The 16,302-nt window shown below is 44.2% G+C and carries 10 protein-coding genes; 5 read left to right on the top strand and 5 right to left on the bottom strand.

The features are described 5' to 3' along the window. Window positions 1-146: 146 nt before the first annotated feature. From FIS9605_RS37190 to FIS9605_RS0115380, 4 genes are all read left to right on the top strand, one after another. Window positions 147-4,700, top strand: coding sequence for a DUF4082 domain-containing protein (locus tag FIS9605_RS37190; RefSeq protein ID WP_035139885.1), 4,554 nt, complete (start codon window positions 147-149; stop codon window positions 4,698-4,700). 247 nt (window positions 4,701-4,947) lie between these two features. Next, window positions 4,948-5,100 (top strand): hypothetical protein, encoded by a 153-nt coding sequence (locus tag FIS9605_RS42700; RefSeq protein WP_155960436.1) that lies wholly within the window; start codon window positions 4,948-4,950, stop codon window positions 5,098-5,100. Next, window positions 5,097-7,829 (top strand): N,N-dimethylformamidase beta subunit family domain-containing protein, encoded by a 2,733-nt coding sequence (locus tag FIS9605_RS0115385; protein WP_026733387.1) that lies wholly within the window; start codon window positions 5,097-5,099, stop codon window positions 7,827-7,829. Before FIS9605_RS42700 ends, FIS9605_RS0115385 begins: the two co-directional genes overlap by 4 nt. A 549-nt stretch (window positions 7,830-8,378) precedes the next feature. Next, a complete protein-coding gene (locus FIS9605_RS0115380; protein ID WP_026733386.1) occupies window positions 8,379-9,167 on the top strand; it encodes a hypothetical protein in 789 nt (262 codons plus the stop codon). A 215-nt stretch (window positions 9,168-9,382) separates the two neighbouring features. Here the strand turns inward: FIS9605_RS0115380 and FIS9605_RS0115375 are convergent, their stop codons facing one another. The 3 genes from FIS9605_RS0115375 to FIS9605_RS46110 all read right to left on the bottom strand — a co-directional run bounded on the left by FIS9605_RS0115375 (window position 9,383) and on the right by FIS9605_RS46110 (window position 10,628). Then, entirely contained in the window at window positions 9,383-9,568 is a 186-nt protein-coding gene (locus FIS9605_RS0115375) for a YqaE/Pmp3 family membrane protein (protein ID WP_026733385.1), read from the bottom strand. Between the two features lie 181 nt (window positions 9,569-9,749). Next, complete coding sequence (locus FIS9605_RS0115370; RefSeq protein ID WP_026733384.1) at window positions 9,750-10,151, bottom strand: phage holin family protein; 402 nt, start codon at window positions 10,149-10,151, stop codon at window positions 9,750-9,752. A gap of 354 nt (window positions 10,152-10,505) precedes the next feature. Then, complete coding sequence (locus FIS9605_RS46110; RefSeq protein ID WP_269321045.1) at window positions 10,506-10,628, bottom strand: hypothetical protein; 123 nt, start codon at window positions 10,626-10,628, stop codon at window positions 10,506-10,508. Between the two features lie 146 nt (window positions 10,629-10,774). Here FIS9605_RS46110 and FIS9605_RS0115365 point away from each other — a divergent pair, with 146 nt between their 5' ends. Further along, window positions 10,775-11,533: a thioesterase II family protein gene (locus tag FIS9605_RS0115365; protein ID WP_026733383.1), complete on the top strand. Its 759-nt coding sequence runs from the start codon at window positions 10,775-10,777 to the stop codon at window positions 11,531-11,533. 327 nt (window positions 11,534-11,860) lie between these two features. Here the strand turns inward: FIS9605_RS0115365 and FIS9605_RS46105 are convergent, their stop codons facing one another. After that, entirely contained in the window at window positions 11,861-13,903 is a 2,043-nt protein-coding gene (locus FIS9605_RS46105) for a choice-of-anchor Q domain-containing protein (RefSeq protein WP_026733382.1), read from the bottom strand. Window positions 13,904-14,409: 506 nt separating this feature from the next. Next, window positions 14,410-15,840, bottom strand: coding sequence for a pentapeptide repeat-containing protein (locus FIS9605_RS0115355; RefSeq protein ID WP_026733381.1), 1,431 nt, complete (start codon window positions 15,838-15,840; stop codon window positions 14,410-14,412). Window positions 15,841-16,302 lie beyond the last annotated feature (462 nt).

Here is a 16,302-nt window from a genome sequence, read left to right as displayed (position 1 = left end):
ACATGCTAGCCCTGCTTGTGTTGCTTGCGAATATTTTGCTACTGGTCAAAAGCCCAAAAAGTACGGCTAATAACAGCTAACAACTGCTAGTAGCAGCATCTTTTACTGAAACCAAAAGAATAAAAAGGCTGAAAGGATATGAAACCATGAGGCGATTTTTAAAATACATATCCATATTTTGTTGTAGTTTGCTACTGGTATTCTTCCTCGATCAAATCGTAAGTTATACAGTAGCTCAAGACACATCCAAGAATCCGAATAGAGTTGGGGCGATCGCCTTTAGTTCGGATGGTAGTTCTCTAGCGAGTGGAGTTGAAGATGGTCGGGTAGTGGTGTTTGATGTAGCGACCGGAACAGTGAGTAAAACCTTGTCATCAGAAGAAGAGGATTTACCTGTTACTGGAGTCGTCTTCAACCCGAAAGATAAAAACAAAGTGGCAAGTGTAGCTAGGGATAGCGTTGTCCGAGTTTGGGACGTAGGCGCTGGAAAAGAAACTAAGATCCTTCGGGGACACGAAAATCCAACCAGGGCGATCGCTACTAACCCAGACGGCAGTATTCTAGCGAGTGGAGGTGAAGATAGCCGTATCGCCTTGTGGGATGAGAAATCTAGCAAGCTGCTTCGACTGTTAGAAGGACACCTTGACTTTGTCAACAGCCTCGCCTTTGGTTCTAATGGTAGAACTTTGGTTAGTGGAAGCAAAGATCAACGTATTATCATCTGGGACGTAACGACTGGTAGACAAATTCAAACTCTACTAGGACACTCTGATGAAGTTACTGGAGTAGCTATCAGTCCTGATGAAAAGTTAATAGCAAGTGCAAGCGCAGATGGTAGCGTCCGACTTTGGGATGCAGACAAAGGTATGCAACTCCAAATTCTTCGCGGTCCTACCAAACGGGTAAGGACGGTTGCCTTTAGCACGGATGGAAAAATCTTGGCAGGTGCGGGTGATGACAACAAAGTTTTCTTGTGGGAAGTGCCAAGTGGTAGACCACGCGGCTCTCTCCAAGGAAATAAAAAGTTGATTACCGCACTTGCCTTTAATCCGACAGATCCTAACACCTTAGCCAGTGCAGGAATAGAAGGTGATGTCATCGTGTTTGATCTAGCAAAGGGTCAACAGAAAAAGGCCCTAAACTTACCTGCTAAACAGAAAAGCGAACAACCAGGAAAACAAAAGAGTCTGAAAATCGAGAAACCCAATGCTTCGGTTAAGGAAGACACTATTAGTCCTGTTGATAGGACACTCATTGCCTCTATACCATCACCTCCAGGTGGACCAATCTTAGTTGTAACTAGTTCTTCCAACCGCTTTGGTGAATATTACGCCGAGATTCTACGAAATGAAGGGCTTAACTACTTCAACGTCAGCGATATTTCATCTGTTTCGGCAGCGACACTAGGCAACTATGATGTTATCATTCTCGCTGAGATGGCACTCACCCCTAATCAGGTGACAATGTTCAGCGATTGGGTAAATGGTGGTGGCAATCTGATCGCAATGCGCCCTGACAAGCAGCTTGCTAGTTTACTTGGGCTAGCCGATGCAGGAAGCACACTTTCAAATGCCTATTTGCTTATAGACACTTCAAAAGCTTCTGGTAATGGTCTTGTAAACCAGACTATCCAGTTTCACGGAACTGCCGATCGCTACAATCTGAACGGTGCTTCCAGTCTGGCAAACCTTTACACAAACGCGACAACAGCAACTACCAACCCAGCTGTAACGTTGCGTAGCATAGGCAGCAATGGCGGTCATGCTGCCGCCTTTACCTACGACTTAGCGCGTTCAATAGTTTATACGCGCCAGGGTAATCCTGCTTGGGCTGGTCAGGAACGTGATGGGTTCTCACCTATTCGTTCAGATGACTTGTATTTCGGCAACGCCAGTTTCGACCCGCAGTCAGACTGGGTAGACCTGAATAAAGTTGCTATTCCCCAAGCTGATGAACAACAGCGACTGCTGGCAAATTTGATTATCGAAATAAACAAGGCTAAGAAACCGCTACCCCGCTTCTGGTACTTCCCACGCGGTAAAAAAGCGGTTGTACTGATGACAGGCGACGATCATGCGAATGGAGGTACCATAGGTCGTTTTGACCAATTTAAAGCCCAGAGCCCAGCTGGTTGTTCAGTAGACAATTGGGAGTGTATTCGGGGTACATCATACGTATATACCGGTGTACCGTTTAATGATGCCACAGCAGCTACCTACAATGCAGATGGCTTTGAAATTTCGTTGCATCTCGATACCGGCTGTAGAAATTTTACGCCTTCTTCACTTGAGTCTTTATACACACAGCAACTGAATAACTTTAGCACTAAGTTCCCTAGCTTACCTGCTCCGGCAACCCAAAGGCAGCACTGCCTAGTGTGGAGTGACTGGTCTACCACACCAGAAGTGGAAGTAAGCAAAGGGATGCGGCTCAATACTACCTACTACTACTGGCCACCTAGCTGGGTTCAAAACCGTCCGGGATTCTTCACCGGCAGTGGCATGCCAATGCGATTAGCAAAGCAAGATGGGAGCGTCATTGATGTTTATGAGGCTAATACACAGTTAACCGATGAGTCGGGGCAGTCATACCCTTATAACATCGACACTCTACTTGATAAAGCGCTGGGTTCAGAGGGTTATTACGGTGTTTTCGATGTTAACGCTCATACTGATGGCGTCAACTCATCAGTGTCCGATGCAGTCGTTAACTCTGCAAAAACCCGTAGTGTCCCGGTTATCTCTGCTCGCCAGTTGCTGACCTGGCTCGACGGTCGTAATACTTCCTCCTTCGACTCACTGTCGTGGAGTAACAACACCCTGAACTTCAGTATTAACAAAGGAACAGGTGCAAATGGTTTGCAGGCAATGTTGCCTACCCGCTCTGCCAACGGCATCCTCGATATCAACAGCATTAGGCGTGATGGCAGCTCGGTCACCGCTACAATAACGGCAATCAAAGGTGTTGAGTATGCCATCTTCTCCGGCGACGCTGGTTCCTACGTTGCTACATACATCCCGGATACAACAGCTCCGACAGTTAGTTCCACATCTCCAGCCAACGCAGCGACAAATGTGAGTGTCGGAACAAGCATCACAGCTATATTTGACGAGGCGATCGATCCAACAACAATTAACAGCAATACTTTTGAATTGCGGGATCCGTCAAATGTGCTCGTTGCCGCTACCATCACCTATGATGCGGGAACTCGCACTGCAATGCTGAAACCCAATGCCATCTTGACAGCTAACACCACCTATACTGCCACTCTCAAAGGTGGAACAACCGATCCGCGTGTCAAAGATCTGGTTGGAAATAGCTTGGCAGGGAATTTTACTTGGTCTTTTACTACAGCGGCAGTACCTTGTTCTCAGCAAGAATGTACCATCTGGAGTAGTTCCACAACACCAGCGAATCCATCAGCTAGCGATCCTAATGCCGTAGAATTGGGCGTTAAATTCCGCTCCGATCTCAACGGCTACATAACGGGTATTCGGTTCTATAAAGGGAGTACCAATACAGGTACGCATACAGGCACTCTATGGAGTAGTAGTGGACAAAAGTTGGCAACCGCGACCTTTACCAACGAGACAGCTTCTGGTTGGCAGCAGGTTAACTTTGCGAATCCTGTACCCATTACAGCCAATACTGTTTACGTGGCGTCCTATTATGCCCCTAATGGCAGATACGCCCTTAACAACAATTACTTTGCTAGTTCTGGAGTTGACAATGAACCATTACACGCCCTACGTAATGGGGTGAGTGGTGGCAACGGCGTTTATAAATATGGTACTAGTGGCTTCCCAACCAGCAGCTATCAGTCAACTAACTACTGGGTTGATGTAGCCTTCACCACCGTTACGGGTTCAGACATAACTCCGCCAACGGTTGCTTCCACAACTCCAACCAATAGTGCCACAGGAGTCAACATCAGCACCACTGTTAAAGCCACTTTCAGTGAGGCAATGGATGCTGCAACAATAAGCACTAGCAACTTTGAGTTGCGTGACCCAAACAACACATTAGTAACCGGCACCGTCACCTATGATGCGGCAAGCAACACAGCTACACTGACACCGAGCAGTACACTAGCAATTTCTACTACCTATACAGCCACTATCAAAGGCGGCACGACTGGAGTCAAAGATCAGGCAGGTAATGCCCTCGCACAAAACTACACTTGGTCGTTCACTACAACTAACACATCATCAGTGAGCATCTGGGATGACTCGGCGACTCCTGCGTTAATCACAGAAAATGACTCGTCAGCAGTGAATTTGGGTGTGAAGTTCCGCTCTGATGTCAATGGCAACATTACTGGGATTCGTTTCTACAAGGGACCACAAAATACTGGCACCCACGTCGGTGTCTTGTGGACTAGTAGCGGTCAAGAACTAGCACGGGCGACATTTACCAACGAAACTGCCTCTGGTTGGCAACAGGTGAACTTTGCTACACCTGTGGCAATTACCGCCAATACAGTCTACGTAGCCTCTTACCACACCACTGTTGGACGCTACTCTCAAGATGTAGGGTACTTTGCCAACTCCGGTGTGGATAAACCACCACTACATGCTCTGCGTAATGGAGAGAGTGGACCCAATGGTGTTTATACTTATAGCGCCACTCCTGCCTTCCCAACTTCCACCTATCAGTCAACTAACTACTGGGTTGATGTTGTATTTAATACGACTAACTAGTAGCTAGCCATATTAGCGTGAATGCTTTGGTAGTAAGTACTGTAGACGCGTAGCCGCTTTTAGTCAGAGTAATGCTTACTACCAACTATGTTCACCACTCAAAAAATTGATTTTGATTAGGTTGTATAACCCAAAAACCCGGTTTCCTAATAAACCGGGTTTCTTAGAAGCCTCTCAATTAGCGCGATGAACTACCTAGTGGCTCATCAAACAATTTTGTGCAGTGATTTATTTTTAGAGTCATGACATGAAAAGCATTTCAGCCATCGCTTCCCCCACTCATTTCTATTGGCAGACTGCCAGAGTTGAATGGAGAACTAATTTATCAATGAAAAGCAAGATGTCTGGTGAGTTGCTATTGCCTGTCAGCTGCGATCAAGCTGCGAAGGAGACTGTATGAGAAAGCTCATTCGCTTAATGATAGTGATACTATTCACAGCACTGCTAGCGATCAACCTCAATGGGGGTTTTCAGCTGGGAACACGTAGGGTGCTTGCCGTAACTAACCCGATCGTCACGGAGAACTCTCTACCAGGGAATCCTCCTAGCGAGTGGGACATCAGTGGTGCAGGAAGTTCAAACATCCAAGGTTTTACAACTGATATCAGCTATAACTTGGGTGAGACAGTCAACTTCAAAATCAACACTAACTCCACTAATTACCGTCTCGACATCTACCGCATGGGCTACTATGGCGGAAATGGTGCTCGTAAAGTAGACACCGTTCTACCTTCTGTACCTCTACCACAAAACCAACCTAACTGCTTAACTAACTCGTCAACCGGGTTAATTGATTGCGGTAACTGGGCAGTGTCTGCGTCGTGGCAAATCCCAACAACTGCCACCTCAGGAATTTATTTTGCGAAGGCGGTGCGGCAAGATGGAACAACCGGAGCAAGCCATATTGTCTTTATTGTCCGAAACGACTCCAGCAATTCCGATCTCCTCTTCCAGACCTCAGATACTACTTGGCTGGCTTACAACAGTTACGGTGGTAATAGCCTTTACACTGGATCGCCTGTTGGACGGGCTTACAAGGTGAGTTACAACCGTCCGTTCAACACTCGTTCTGTTGATGGTGGTGCAGATTGGTTATTCAACGCTGAATACCCGATGGTGCGTTGGCTAGAGGCTAATGGCTATGACGTTAGTTACTTTACTGGTGTGGATAGCGATCGCCGTGGTGACTTGATTAAAAATCATAAGGTCTTTCTATCGGTTGGTCATGACGAGTATTGGTCTAACCAACAACGCCAGAAAGTTGAAGCCGCCCGGGATGCTGGCATCAATCTAGCATTCTTTAGTGGCAACGAGGTTTTCTGGAAGACCCGCTGGGAAAACAGCATTGATGGGTCAGGTACACCTTATCGTACGTTGGTCTGTTATAAAGAGACTCATGCCAATGCCATCATCGATCCAGAAGACCCGCCTACTTGGACTGGTACGTGGCGTGACCCTCGCTTCAGCCCACCAGCTGATGGTGGTCGTCCTGAGAACGCCCTGACTGGCACCCTCTTTACTGTCAACGCTGGGGCGACCACTGCGATCCAAGTGCCAGCAGCAGACGGCCAAATGCGCTTATGGCGCAATACCAGCATTGCTAACCTCTTGCCAGGTAGCACTGCCACACTCACCAATGGCACCTTGGGTTATGAATGGGACGAAGACATCGACAACGGCTTGCGACCCCCAGGCTTAATTCGGATGTCAACGACCACTGTCAACAATGCCCCCGTTCTACAGGATTACGGATCAACTTTTAGGTCTGGTACAGCCACCCACCATCTGACACTGTACAAATACAGTGGTAGTACTGGTAACAGTGCCTTGGTGTTCGGCTCCGGGACGGTACAGTGGCCTTGGGGTCTGGATGGAAATCACGATCGCGGTACAACAACACCAGATGTGCGAATGCAGCAGGCAACTGTAAACCTGTTTGCTGATATGGGTGTGCAACCCGCTACGTTACAGTCTGGTCTGCAACTAGCCACCGCCTCTGGTGATACTACCGCTCCCACCTCAACCATTACCTCGCCCACAGCTGGTGCGACTGTGCAGGCTGGTACCCAGATAACAATTAGTGGTGCGGCCAGTGACATTGGTGGTGTTGTTGGTGGTGTTGAGGTATCAGTTGACGGGGGGGCGACATGGCATCCAGCTAATGGTCGTGCTAGTTGGAGCTACATTTGGTTGACACCTACTACAAATGGAACAGTCACCATTAAGAGTCGCGCGATCGATGATAGTGGCAACATAGAAACACCTGGAAATGAAGTTAATGTCACAGTTAGTAGTAACGATACGACTCCGCCGACAGTGACTTCGGCAACTCCAAGTAACGGTGCAACAAACGTCAGCACAGGTACAACTGTCAAAGCCACTTTCAGTGAGGCAATGGACGCTGCAACAATAAGCACTAGCAACTTTGAGTTGCGTGACCCAAACAACACATTAGTGACCGGCACCGTCACCTATGATGCGGCAAGCAACACAGCTACACTGACACCGAGCAGTACACTAGCAATTTCTACTACCTATACAGCCACTATCAAAGGCGGCACGACTGGAGTCAAAGATCAGGCAGGTAATGCCCTCGCACAAAACTACACTTGGTCGTTCACTACAACTAACACATCATCAGTGAGCATCTGGGATGACTCGGCGACTCCTGCGTTAATCACAGAAAATGACTCGTCAGCAGTGAATTTGGGTGTGAAGTTCCGCTCTGATGTCAATGGCAACATTACTGGGATTCGTTTCTACAAGGGACCACAAAATACTGGCACCCACGTCGGTGTCTTGTGGACTAGTAGCGGTCAAGAACTAGCACGGGCGACATTTACCAACGAAACTGCCTCTGGTTGGCAACAGGTGAACTTTGCTACACCTGTGGCAATTACCGCCAATACAGTCTACGTAGCCTCTTACCACACCACTGTTGGACGCTACTCTCAAGATGTAGGGTACTTTGCCAACTCCGGTGTGGATAAACCACCACTACATGCTCTGCGTAATGGAGAGAGTGGACCCAATGGTGTTTATACTTATAGCGCCACCCCTGCCTTCCCAACTTCCACCTATCAGTCGGCTAACTACTGGGTTGATGTTGTATTTAATACATCAAACTAAAACACCGGTTAAGTAATTGACAACCTCAAAATCTTAGGGTTGATCGCTAATACTGGAGTTGAGACTAAACTCCAGTATTTTTTATCTTCGATACTCCTCACCACAGTCATACCAACTTGTGGTCAAAAAGAAAATTTAGACTGTCCGTTCGCTCATTTTTTTACAGTTGCTCAATTTTGAGCAATACTATGTTTGGTAAGGATTATAGATTCTGTAGGCGATCTTTATTTTTCCCTATTTATGAGCGATCGCCAAGTGTAGAGTTTACGCATACATATTAATCATTAAAATATTTTTTCACTAATCAGATTCATATAGGTTGAACACTACCCATATTTCATTGTGCTACTTGAGACTGCTGTTAGAAGTATAGATGTAAGTATTTTAGTTTCTATGGATCTATACCTTTGGAAGTAAGCTGTTTTTGAGTTGGTGATTTTCTATCTAAAGGAAGTACTGCTTCAGAAAAGCCTACGCCACAATATCAGTGTGGCATAGTGCTCCTATGAATTTCTATCCAAATTAGTTAAATCCAAACCTATCTAAAAGATGTCTAACAATATCAAAGAACGAATTAAAACTGACCTCCAACAAGCAAAAGAAACTGGGCAATTAAGAGCAGAGCGAATTCGCGAAATTGTCAAATCCGCAGTTTCTCAGGTTGTTTCTGAATTTAAAGAAGGCTCCGGTGAACTTCGGACTATTGTTAGAGATGCCATCTCTACTGTAGTTGAGAACTTGCAAGCAAAAGGTGGCGAGTTTAAAGAAGAAGTGACGGCATCAATTGAAGGAGCATTGGAAGCTGTTAATAGTAAACGCCATGAATCCATTGCTAAAACTCAGGCAGAAGTTAAACAGCTACAAGCAAAATTGGATGACGAAGAAAATAAAATTCAACAAGAAGTTGATGGAATTTTAGCAGAGATTCAAGAGAGTGGTAGCGAAAAACCTGCTGAAACTAAAACTGCCATCGATTCTGCCATCAATGCAATCCAAAATAGTGAAGAAGTAGCTTTATTAAAGAAACGCTACGCTCAATTACAAGCACAACTGGCAATTGTTCGAGCTAATTTAGCTGCACGCTATGGTGGACGTTCTGAAGAGGTTAAAGATTATCTAGACCAGGCTAAAAACTGGTTGCAGCAAGCTCGACCCCAGGCTGAAGAAGTTGTTGCACAGGTACAACAAAAACACTCTCAAGTAGAAGAAAAACTTGGTGAAGCAGGTACGTCCATAGCGAGAAAAGAGTATGAGCTACGACAAGTATTGAGGGATTTATTGTTATCTGTTGCTGACTGGCTAAAAGAAAAAGAACCAAGTGATAAAGCTGTTAAATAAAAAGTGTTAACTAGCTATTAAGTATAGGGTGGATAATGTCCACCCTGAATTTTTTTGACGTACTAGTCACTTTACCGATTACCCATTACCAAATTCCTCGCCCACAAGGGACGAGGAATTTTAACAATTAATTATCCCTTCTCTTCCTTAATTAGGAGAGAGAAGGGATAAACTCAAGATTTATGAAGAGACTAAATCAAGGCTTCACCACAGGCTTAATATACCTCTCTGTTAAGTCTTTCTTCGTATTTGGCAATTGCCCAAACACCATGAATAGCGCCGGGAAGCCAACCGAGAAGAGTAAGTAAAATATTAATAAACAAAGTTGTACTTACTCCATATGTCATGAAAACACCAATAGGAGGTAATAAGAAACCGAGGAGATAACGAAGTAATTTCATGGTATTTCTGCTGCTATTTTTTCTATTTTGTTTCTTTCTGTTTTTTATTTTCGGAAATTAACCGAACTACTAACTCCATCCTAGGAATTATTTTACTTTGGTATTTTTCTTCCAACCATCATCTTGATTTGCTGCTTTTGTAGACGCGATCGCTCGCGTCTGTTCTGCTGAATACTGATAGTTAGCTGGAGGGTAATTCAGCTTTAGATTTTGTTTCTTCACTGCTTTTCAAAGCCAGATTTCTTTCAGCGAAGTAATTGTTGATGAAAGTACTAGACAAAGACAGAACTACAGGACCGAGAAGAAAAGCTAAAACTCCATGAACGCTGAATCCAGGAACTAAAAATGCTGCGAGCGAGAAACAAATGCCGTTAACAATGAGTGAAAATGCTCCAAAGGATAAGAAGTTAAGTGGTAAGGATAGGGCGGATAGAACTGGCTTCACAGAACCGTTGACTAAGCCAATAGCTAGCGCAGCAATTAAAGCTGCTGGAAAATTAGCAATATCAACACCAGGAACAACTAAATCAACAATTAACAAGCTTAAAGCTGTGATTAAGGCAGCTAACAAGTTTCCCGTCATTGTTTTCACCTAAAAAGCAGAAATAGAGTTTCTAAAGTTCTAAATACCATCCTCAACTATGTATTAGTCTTTAGCCTCTCTACCAAGGTAGATTTAGTTTATGCCATTAGGTTAGTTCTGCAAGGCATGAGTCAAAAGTAAAAACTCTTATTAGGCAATTGGTAATTAATTTTTGAAAACCTAATCACTATTTAGTTTGGTGGATATTTTTCGCTCTAAGTTTTATTACAATAATATTAACTTTTTATGAAAAAACTTCTTTTGTGTAAGAAAGCATGTATGGTCTAAACTCGCTCTCCATCTTTAAAGAAATTTAACAGCACTCAAAGACTTGGGCTAGCTTGTTGCCATTCATCACCGGACATTTGGCAGTCCGGTTTTTAGCCCACCAGATGTACTAGTTCTGGCACAGGGTGCGAAGGTGGCAGTAGTGACTGTAGCGATCGCAGCATTGTGAATAGCGTGTCGGCGTTTCATTTTTATATTTTTGTGCAATTAGATAAATTTAAAGATGTGCGAATGAGGAGTTTTGTATTTTAAAGCTCTTTACCTCCTCTGCTGCTAACAAGTTTTTGATGACAGCAACAGACAATATCGCATTGCCAAACAGCACGGAGCCTTTAATGCCAAATACTTCAAATTTCAACTCTTGGGTGATTTGTCCCAAACCCAATCCTAATGCCAAAATACGGTTATTTTGTTTTCCCTACGCTGGTGGAAGCTCTAATATCTTTCGTCGTTGGTCAGACAATCTCCCTGGAACAGTTGAAGTTTGTGCGATCGAACTTCCTGGAAGAGGAATGCAGATGAAATTATCTCCATTTAATCGATTAGAGCCTCTAGTCGAAGAATTGGCTAGCGTTCTCAAATCAAACTTAGACAAACCATTTGCTTTCTTCGGTCACAGCATGGGTGGACTCATTAGTTTTGAATTAGCTTGTCTACTCCGCAAACAGTATGATATGGTTCCAAACCATCTGTATGTATCTGGTCGCAGGGCTCCTCAAATTGCTGACCAAAAGCCACCAATTTACGCTTTACCAGAGGCTGAATTCATTGAAGAGTTGCGTCGTCTCAACGGTACTCCACAAGCATTGTTGGAAAACGACGAACTCATGCAATTATTTCTTCCCATTCTCCGGGCAGATTTTGCAGTCTTAGAAACTTACGTTTATACCCAAAAACCGCCGCTAGATTGTCCTATCACTGCTTTTGGCGGTTTGCAAGACCAAGAAGTCAGCCGTGAGAACATCCAAGCATGGCAGGAACAAACCAGTGCTTCTTTCTCATTGCATATGCTGCCAGGAGACCACTTCTTTTTACATTCATCTCAGTCACTGCTACTGGAAACTGTTTCCCGAAAAATTCTTAACAAGACTTAAACGCATTGTAGTAGCGTGACCGGAGTAATTTGGCGCATTATGATTTTCTTGTGGAATGGAGAGAAGTTAAAGCGGAGGCTTCCTCCGCTTCAAACTTCGGAGTGTCTCGCCTGTCCTGTGCAAGCTGTCTGGCTTATACCGCAATAGATACAGCACTTTGCATGGAAATGAAGTACACCCTCACTTTTGACGGACATCCCTCTCCCAATATTGGGAGAGGGAAAGAGGGTGAGGGATTTGCTAACTGTACTTGATTCACTTGAAATCTGCTGTATAAGCAGGGAAAAGGTTAAATGGCCTCTTAACCTTTCCTGCCTTATAAAACTGTTATAAAACGAAGTTATTCTCAGTCAAACTACTAGCTGTAACGTTTTTCAGCTTCAAAAGTTCCTGAAAATTATTGCGGTTGAGGCTACCATCTACGTCAACGTTAACAACCGTGTCAGAGCCGACTTGCTTTAGTTGTACGTATTCCTGGAAAGATTTGCGGCTGGAAGATGTAGATCCATTCAAAACTTTGCTAATATCAATCACGTCTTTTGTCGGTTCAAAATAGAAGACGGTATCACCCCTTTGCGAAAAGTTTTCGTAAGAAAACTTGTCCTTGCCTGCTCCACCAATCAGGACATCCTTACCATTGCCACCAATTAGGATATCTTGACCATTACCACCATTTAAGAAATCATTGTCATTGCCACCAAGCAAGACATCATTTCCTCCGTTACCATTGATAGTATCGCCACCATTGTTACCAACTAATTTTTCGTTGCTTTCACTGCCTTTGAGGTTGTCATTACGTTCATCACCCTTAATGAGCGAAGTACCCATGACAGTGCTGGTTGAATTGGGATTGGACTGATTCTGTCCTGAAGATGTGCTAGGTTGAGTACTGTTACTGGAAAGCACCTCGGCAGGTTTACTAGAAACCACCTCAAATGCTCCAGCATCTGGTGTACCATCTCGCTCCACTCCCAGTTGATCTATAGTGGGTATACCGGTACCTTTTTTACCAGCATTGATGGCGGGGCTGTTTGATGCGAGCTTATGTACTAGATGCCCGTCAATATTTTGTAAATCTCCAACAAGAGGGTCAACCTTCTTACTACCCGCTACAACTTGATTAGCTATCTCATCTTCTGAGTATTCGATGTTGCCGCCACCATCTTGTAATTGAAACACAACCTGTTGTTGTAACCGAGTAGCTGACGTATTGTGAGCAACAATTGAGTTGGTAAGTTTTACAGGCTTATTCTTATGTCCGAACCAAATTGCCCCACAAGCCCGTCCGGCATCGTTTTTGACAATGGTGGTATTGACAATGTTGACAGGAACATTTTCGCCATTGCTAATGAACGCTGCCCCACCCGCATCTTTGATCGCCTTATTTTGAGACAAGGTGCTGTTGATGAGATTTATTTCATGGGGTCCATCTAACCAGAGAGCTCCACCTTGGTTGTCGGAAGTATTGTCGGCAAAGGTGCTGTTCTTAACTGTTAGTTTGCCGTGAGATCGCACCGCACCCCCTCGTGCGACCCCTTTTTCGCTGAATTTTGCTGAGTTGCCAACGAAGGTGCTGTCCTCAATAATTATCTCGTCTGGATTGTAACCCCAGGACATGATTGCGCCGCCTTCACCTTTGGTCTGATTCCCTTCAAAGCGACTATCACGGATGGCAATTGTACCTCCCTCAATGGCTTTATTTCCTTTCGGGTCTGCTCCATCGGCCAATATAGCGCCGCCACCCATTCCATGTTCTGAACTGTTGTTACGAAAGACTGATTTTTCTACTGTCAACTCACCCTGTATGCTATACAGCGCTCCGCCATTTATTCCCTTGTTATTGGTGAATTCGCAACCTTTGACAGTTAATACACCGACACCAGCGGTGGCGATCGCCCCAGCGCTGAACGGAGATTTTGCTAAGGTTCCATCGTTGCTGTCAAAGCGGCTGTTCAGCACTGTCGCCTTACCATTTAAACCAAGATGGATGGCTCCGCCTTTACCAGCGCGATTATTGCTGAATTGACAATTGTCTACCGTTATAGTGCCACCGAAATCGACTCTGATACCACCACCTTCTTTCGTCGTCTTACCGTTGGCGATGTTTAGGTTTCGTAGCGTAACATTGCTTTGTTTCTCTAGATCAAATACTCGACTGGCATTTTCGCCGCTAATCGTTAAATTTGCGGCACCTCCTCCATCAATGGTCAGATTCTTGGTAATGCTAAGCTCCCCACTGTTGAGTTTGATAGTTTGGTTGGAGAGGCTGGAAGCAAACTTGATGGTATCTCCTGCTTCGGCAGATGCGATCGCTGCTCGTAAAGAACCTTCTCCACTATCTGCGGCAGTAGTTACTTCTATGATAGCCATGCTTTGAATTCCATTAGAGACAACTTTGTCAGGTCGATATTCTGGACAGAATCACTAGTTTTGTGATTTGGAAGCGGTCGAGTAATCCTTCGAGAAGATGGGATTCATAGCACCCTGGTTTACTTCTTCATATATTTTTTAACAAAACCGGAACCATCCGTCAGCTTATTTAACTTTTTATTACCTGATCTGTTCGGAATTCAACTAACGCTTCCACAATACTCATCATCTCTTTTTAAAAAAATCTCAAAAATAAAAATACTGAAAGTCTTATCTAAAAGAGCTTATAGGCATCCTTGCCAGCCTGCTAGTCTTATCGATGCATCAGAGATAAAGTCTTGAGTGCGAGGTTCTGATATTTATGAAGTAATTTAAAATTTTACATTGAATATTTACGTAAGTTTATATTTTGGGAAGCACCCTGAAAAGGTGATATGCTAGAAAAATTGATTTTTGCGTTAAGAAAGCTTTAGGTAGTTATCGGGATTGTGCTGCCCAAAAGTTATTTATTCTGCTTCAGAAGCAGATTGATGTGAATATTCGGAACGCATCCAATGTACAGGAGTTTCCAAATAGGCTGGTAGAACGGTTGTGCGATCGCCTACTGCAAACCTAATCTGCTGTGATTGCAAATTTTTGGCTCCTGTCAAGTTTGCCCCTGCTAGCTTGACATCACACAGATTTGTTCCGAACAGATCGGCTCCCATGAGATTTGCACCGCAGAGATTAGCTTCATGGAACATAGCTTTTTGCAAGTTTGTTCCCATCAGGTTTGCTCCTGAAAGATCCGCTTCTCTAAGGCTGGCTTCACAGAAATTAGCAAAAAATACCTCTGTATATTCGAGTTTGGCGGCGTTCAAATTTGCTTGTTGCAAATTAGCTCCATTTAGGTTAGCTTGGCTGAGGTTTGCACCTATTAATCCTGTCAGTTGTAAGTTGGCTTTACCAAGCTTTGCTCCTTGCAAGTTGGCAAGAAACAACTTGGCTTTCGAGAGATTAGCTACTTTTAGGTTTGCTCCTTGCAAGTTAGCCTTGTACAGGTTTGCTCCTGAGAAATTGGCAGCACGCAAACTAGTTCCAGATAAATTCGCAGACCGCAAGTTTGCCCCACAGAGGTTGGCTTTATTTAAATTTGCCCCACAGAGGTTGGCTTCTTGCAGATTGCATGATTGCAAATTGGCTTCATAAAGAACTGTGCCGCAAAGTTTAGCACCTTCGAGGTCTGTCTCAAACAAGTTAGCTTTCCGCAGGTCTGCTTTAATCAAGTTTGCTCCCCGCAAGTCTAGACGTTGCAAATTGGCATTTGTCAAGTCTACTCGTCTGATATCTGTATTGCGTAGATCGAGTTTTTGATTTTCTCGGTCTTGTTGCGGATTGCGTCTGCCAATTACTGTCAGGGCTGCTTGTACATCTGTGGAAATTCTTGCTATTTTTGCGAGTTCCTCAACAGAGTTTTCCCGATCTATCTTGATGCCAGCATTTTCTCGCACAAAGGCAGTGAGGATTTCCATAATTGTCCAGTATTCTTGTGGTGAATCCTGGGCTACTTTTTCTAAGGCATAAATTGCCCCTGTCCGTGTTGCTACATCCTCATGCCCGAGTTGAGTCACCGCTGTCATCCAGCGTTCTGCAATCAACTGCTCTTGCGCTAGCTGTAAGTTTTTGATGCCAATTTCATTGCTTTTTTCAGCAGCGATCGCACTTTTTTGCATTGCTTCGGTACGCTTGGCTGCATAGAAAGCATTAACCATAACAGCCAATCCTAGAAAAAATGTGGCTGTTGTATTTAATGCTTGATTTCTGTTAACAACTTTTTGTTCATTTGACAATCCCTCAAATTTTGAGACAGCAAAGAAAATTATAGTCGGTGATAAACTAAACAGGAGTGTGATTGCTATCAACCAACTTTTTAATGCGTCTGTCTTCCTGCCAGACATCTCAGACATATCAATAGTAATCCTCACTACACAGAATTATTACGTACAATATTGAAAAAAAAGAGTATACCATTTGTCACTAAATATCAATATCTATCAAAAGGCACAATCAAGAATCTGTTATCTGTTGTTCGTTGGATGTTAGTTGTTGATTGTGAGCACCCGTGGGAGTTTAGGAGAAAAAAACCCCTCTGAACCTCTTGCAAAAGTGACCAATCATTCTTTGATGGTACAAGCCCCCGGATTTATCGGTGAGACGGCACTCTGTGTGGCTACGCTATGAGAGCCACCCGTGCCTCTTCAATCCAAAATCCAAAATCTAAAATCCAAAATTGTTTGACTTTTGCAAAAGGTGGGAAAAGGGAAAAGAAAAAAACCAATCCCTTTTACCTTTCCCCTTTCCCGACTTCTGCAAGTAGTCTACTTAAAAAGTACAAGGCTAGGCAGACTCGGGATCGGAGA

Origin of the sequence: Fischerella sp. PCC 9605, from assembly GCF_000517105.1 — a bacterium.
Classification (GTDB): Bacteria; Cyanobacteriota; Cyanobacteriia; order Cyanobacteriales; family Nostocaceae; genus PCC9605.
Note: the sequence above shows the minus strand (reverse complement) of the source record. Positions and strands in the feature narration are given on the sequence as shown.

Coding starts and splice junctions, on each gene's coding strand:
- FIS9605_RS37190 (WP_035139885.1), top strand. CDS start 147: ATGAGGCGATTTTTAAAATACATATCCATATTTTGTTGTAGTTTGCTA.
- FIS9605_RS42700 (WP_155960436.1), top strand. CDS start 4,948: ATGAAAAGCATTTCAGCCATCGCTTCCCCCACTCATTTCTATTGGCAG.
- FIS9605_RS0115385 (WP_026733387.1), top strand. CDS start 5,097: ATGAGAAAGCTCATTCGCTTAATGATAGTGATACTATTCACAGCACTG.
- FIS9605_RS0115380 (WP_026733386.1), top strand. CDS start 8,379: ATGTCTAACAATATCAAAGAACGAATTAAAACTGACCTCCAACAAGCA.
- FIS9605_RS0115375 (WP_026733385.1), bottom strand. CDS start 9,568: ATGAAATTACTTCGTTATCTCCTCGGTTTCTTATTACCTCCTATTGGT.
- FIS9605_RS0115370 (WP_026733384.1), bottom strand. CDS start 10,151: ATGACGGGAAACTTGTTAGCTGCCTTAATCACAGCTTTAAGCTTGTTA.
- FIS9605_RS46110 (WP_269321045.1), bottom strand. CDS start 10,628: ATGAAACGCCGACACGCTATTCACAATGCTGCGATCGCTACAGTCACT.
- FIS9605_RS0115365 (WP_026733383.1), top strand. CDS start 10,775: ATGCCAAATACTTCAAATTTCAACTCTTGGGTGATTTGTCCCAAACCC.
- FIS9605_RS46105 (WP_026733382.1), bottom strand. CDS start 13,903: ATGGCTATCATAGAAGTAACTACTGCCGCAGATAGTGGAGAAGGTTCT.
- FIS9605_RS0115355 (WP_026733381.1), bottom strand. CDS start 15,840: ATGTCTGGCAGGAAGACAGACGCATTAAAAAGTTGGTTGATAGCAATC.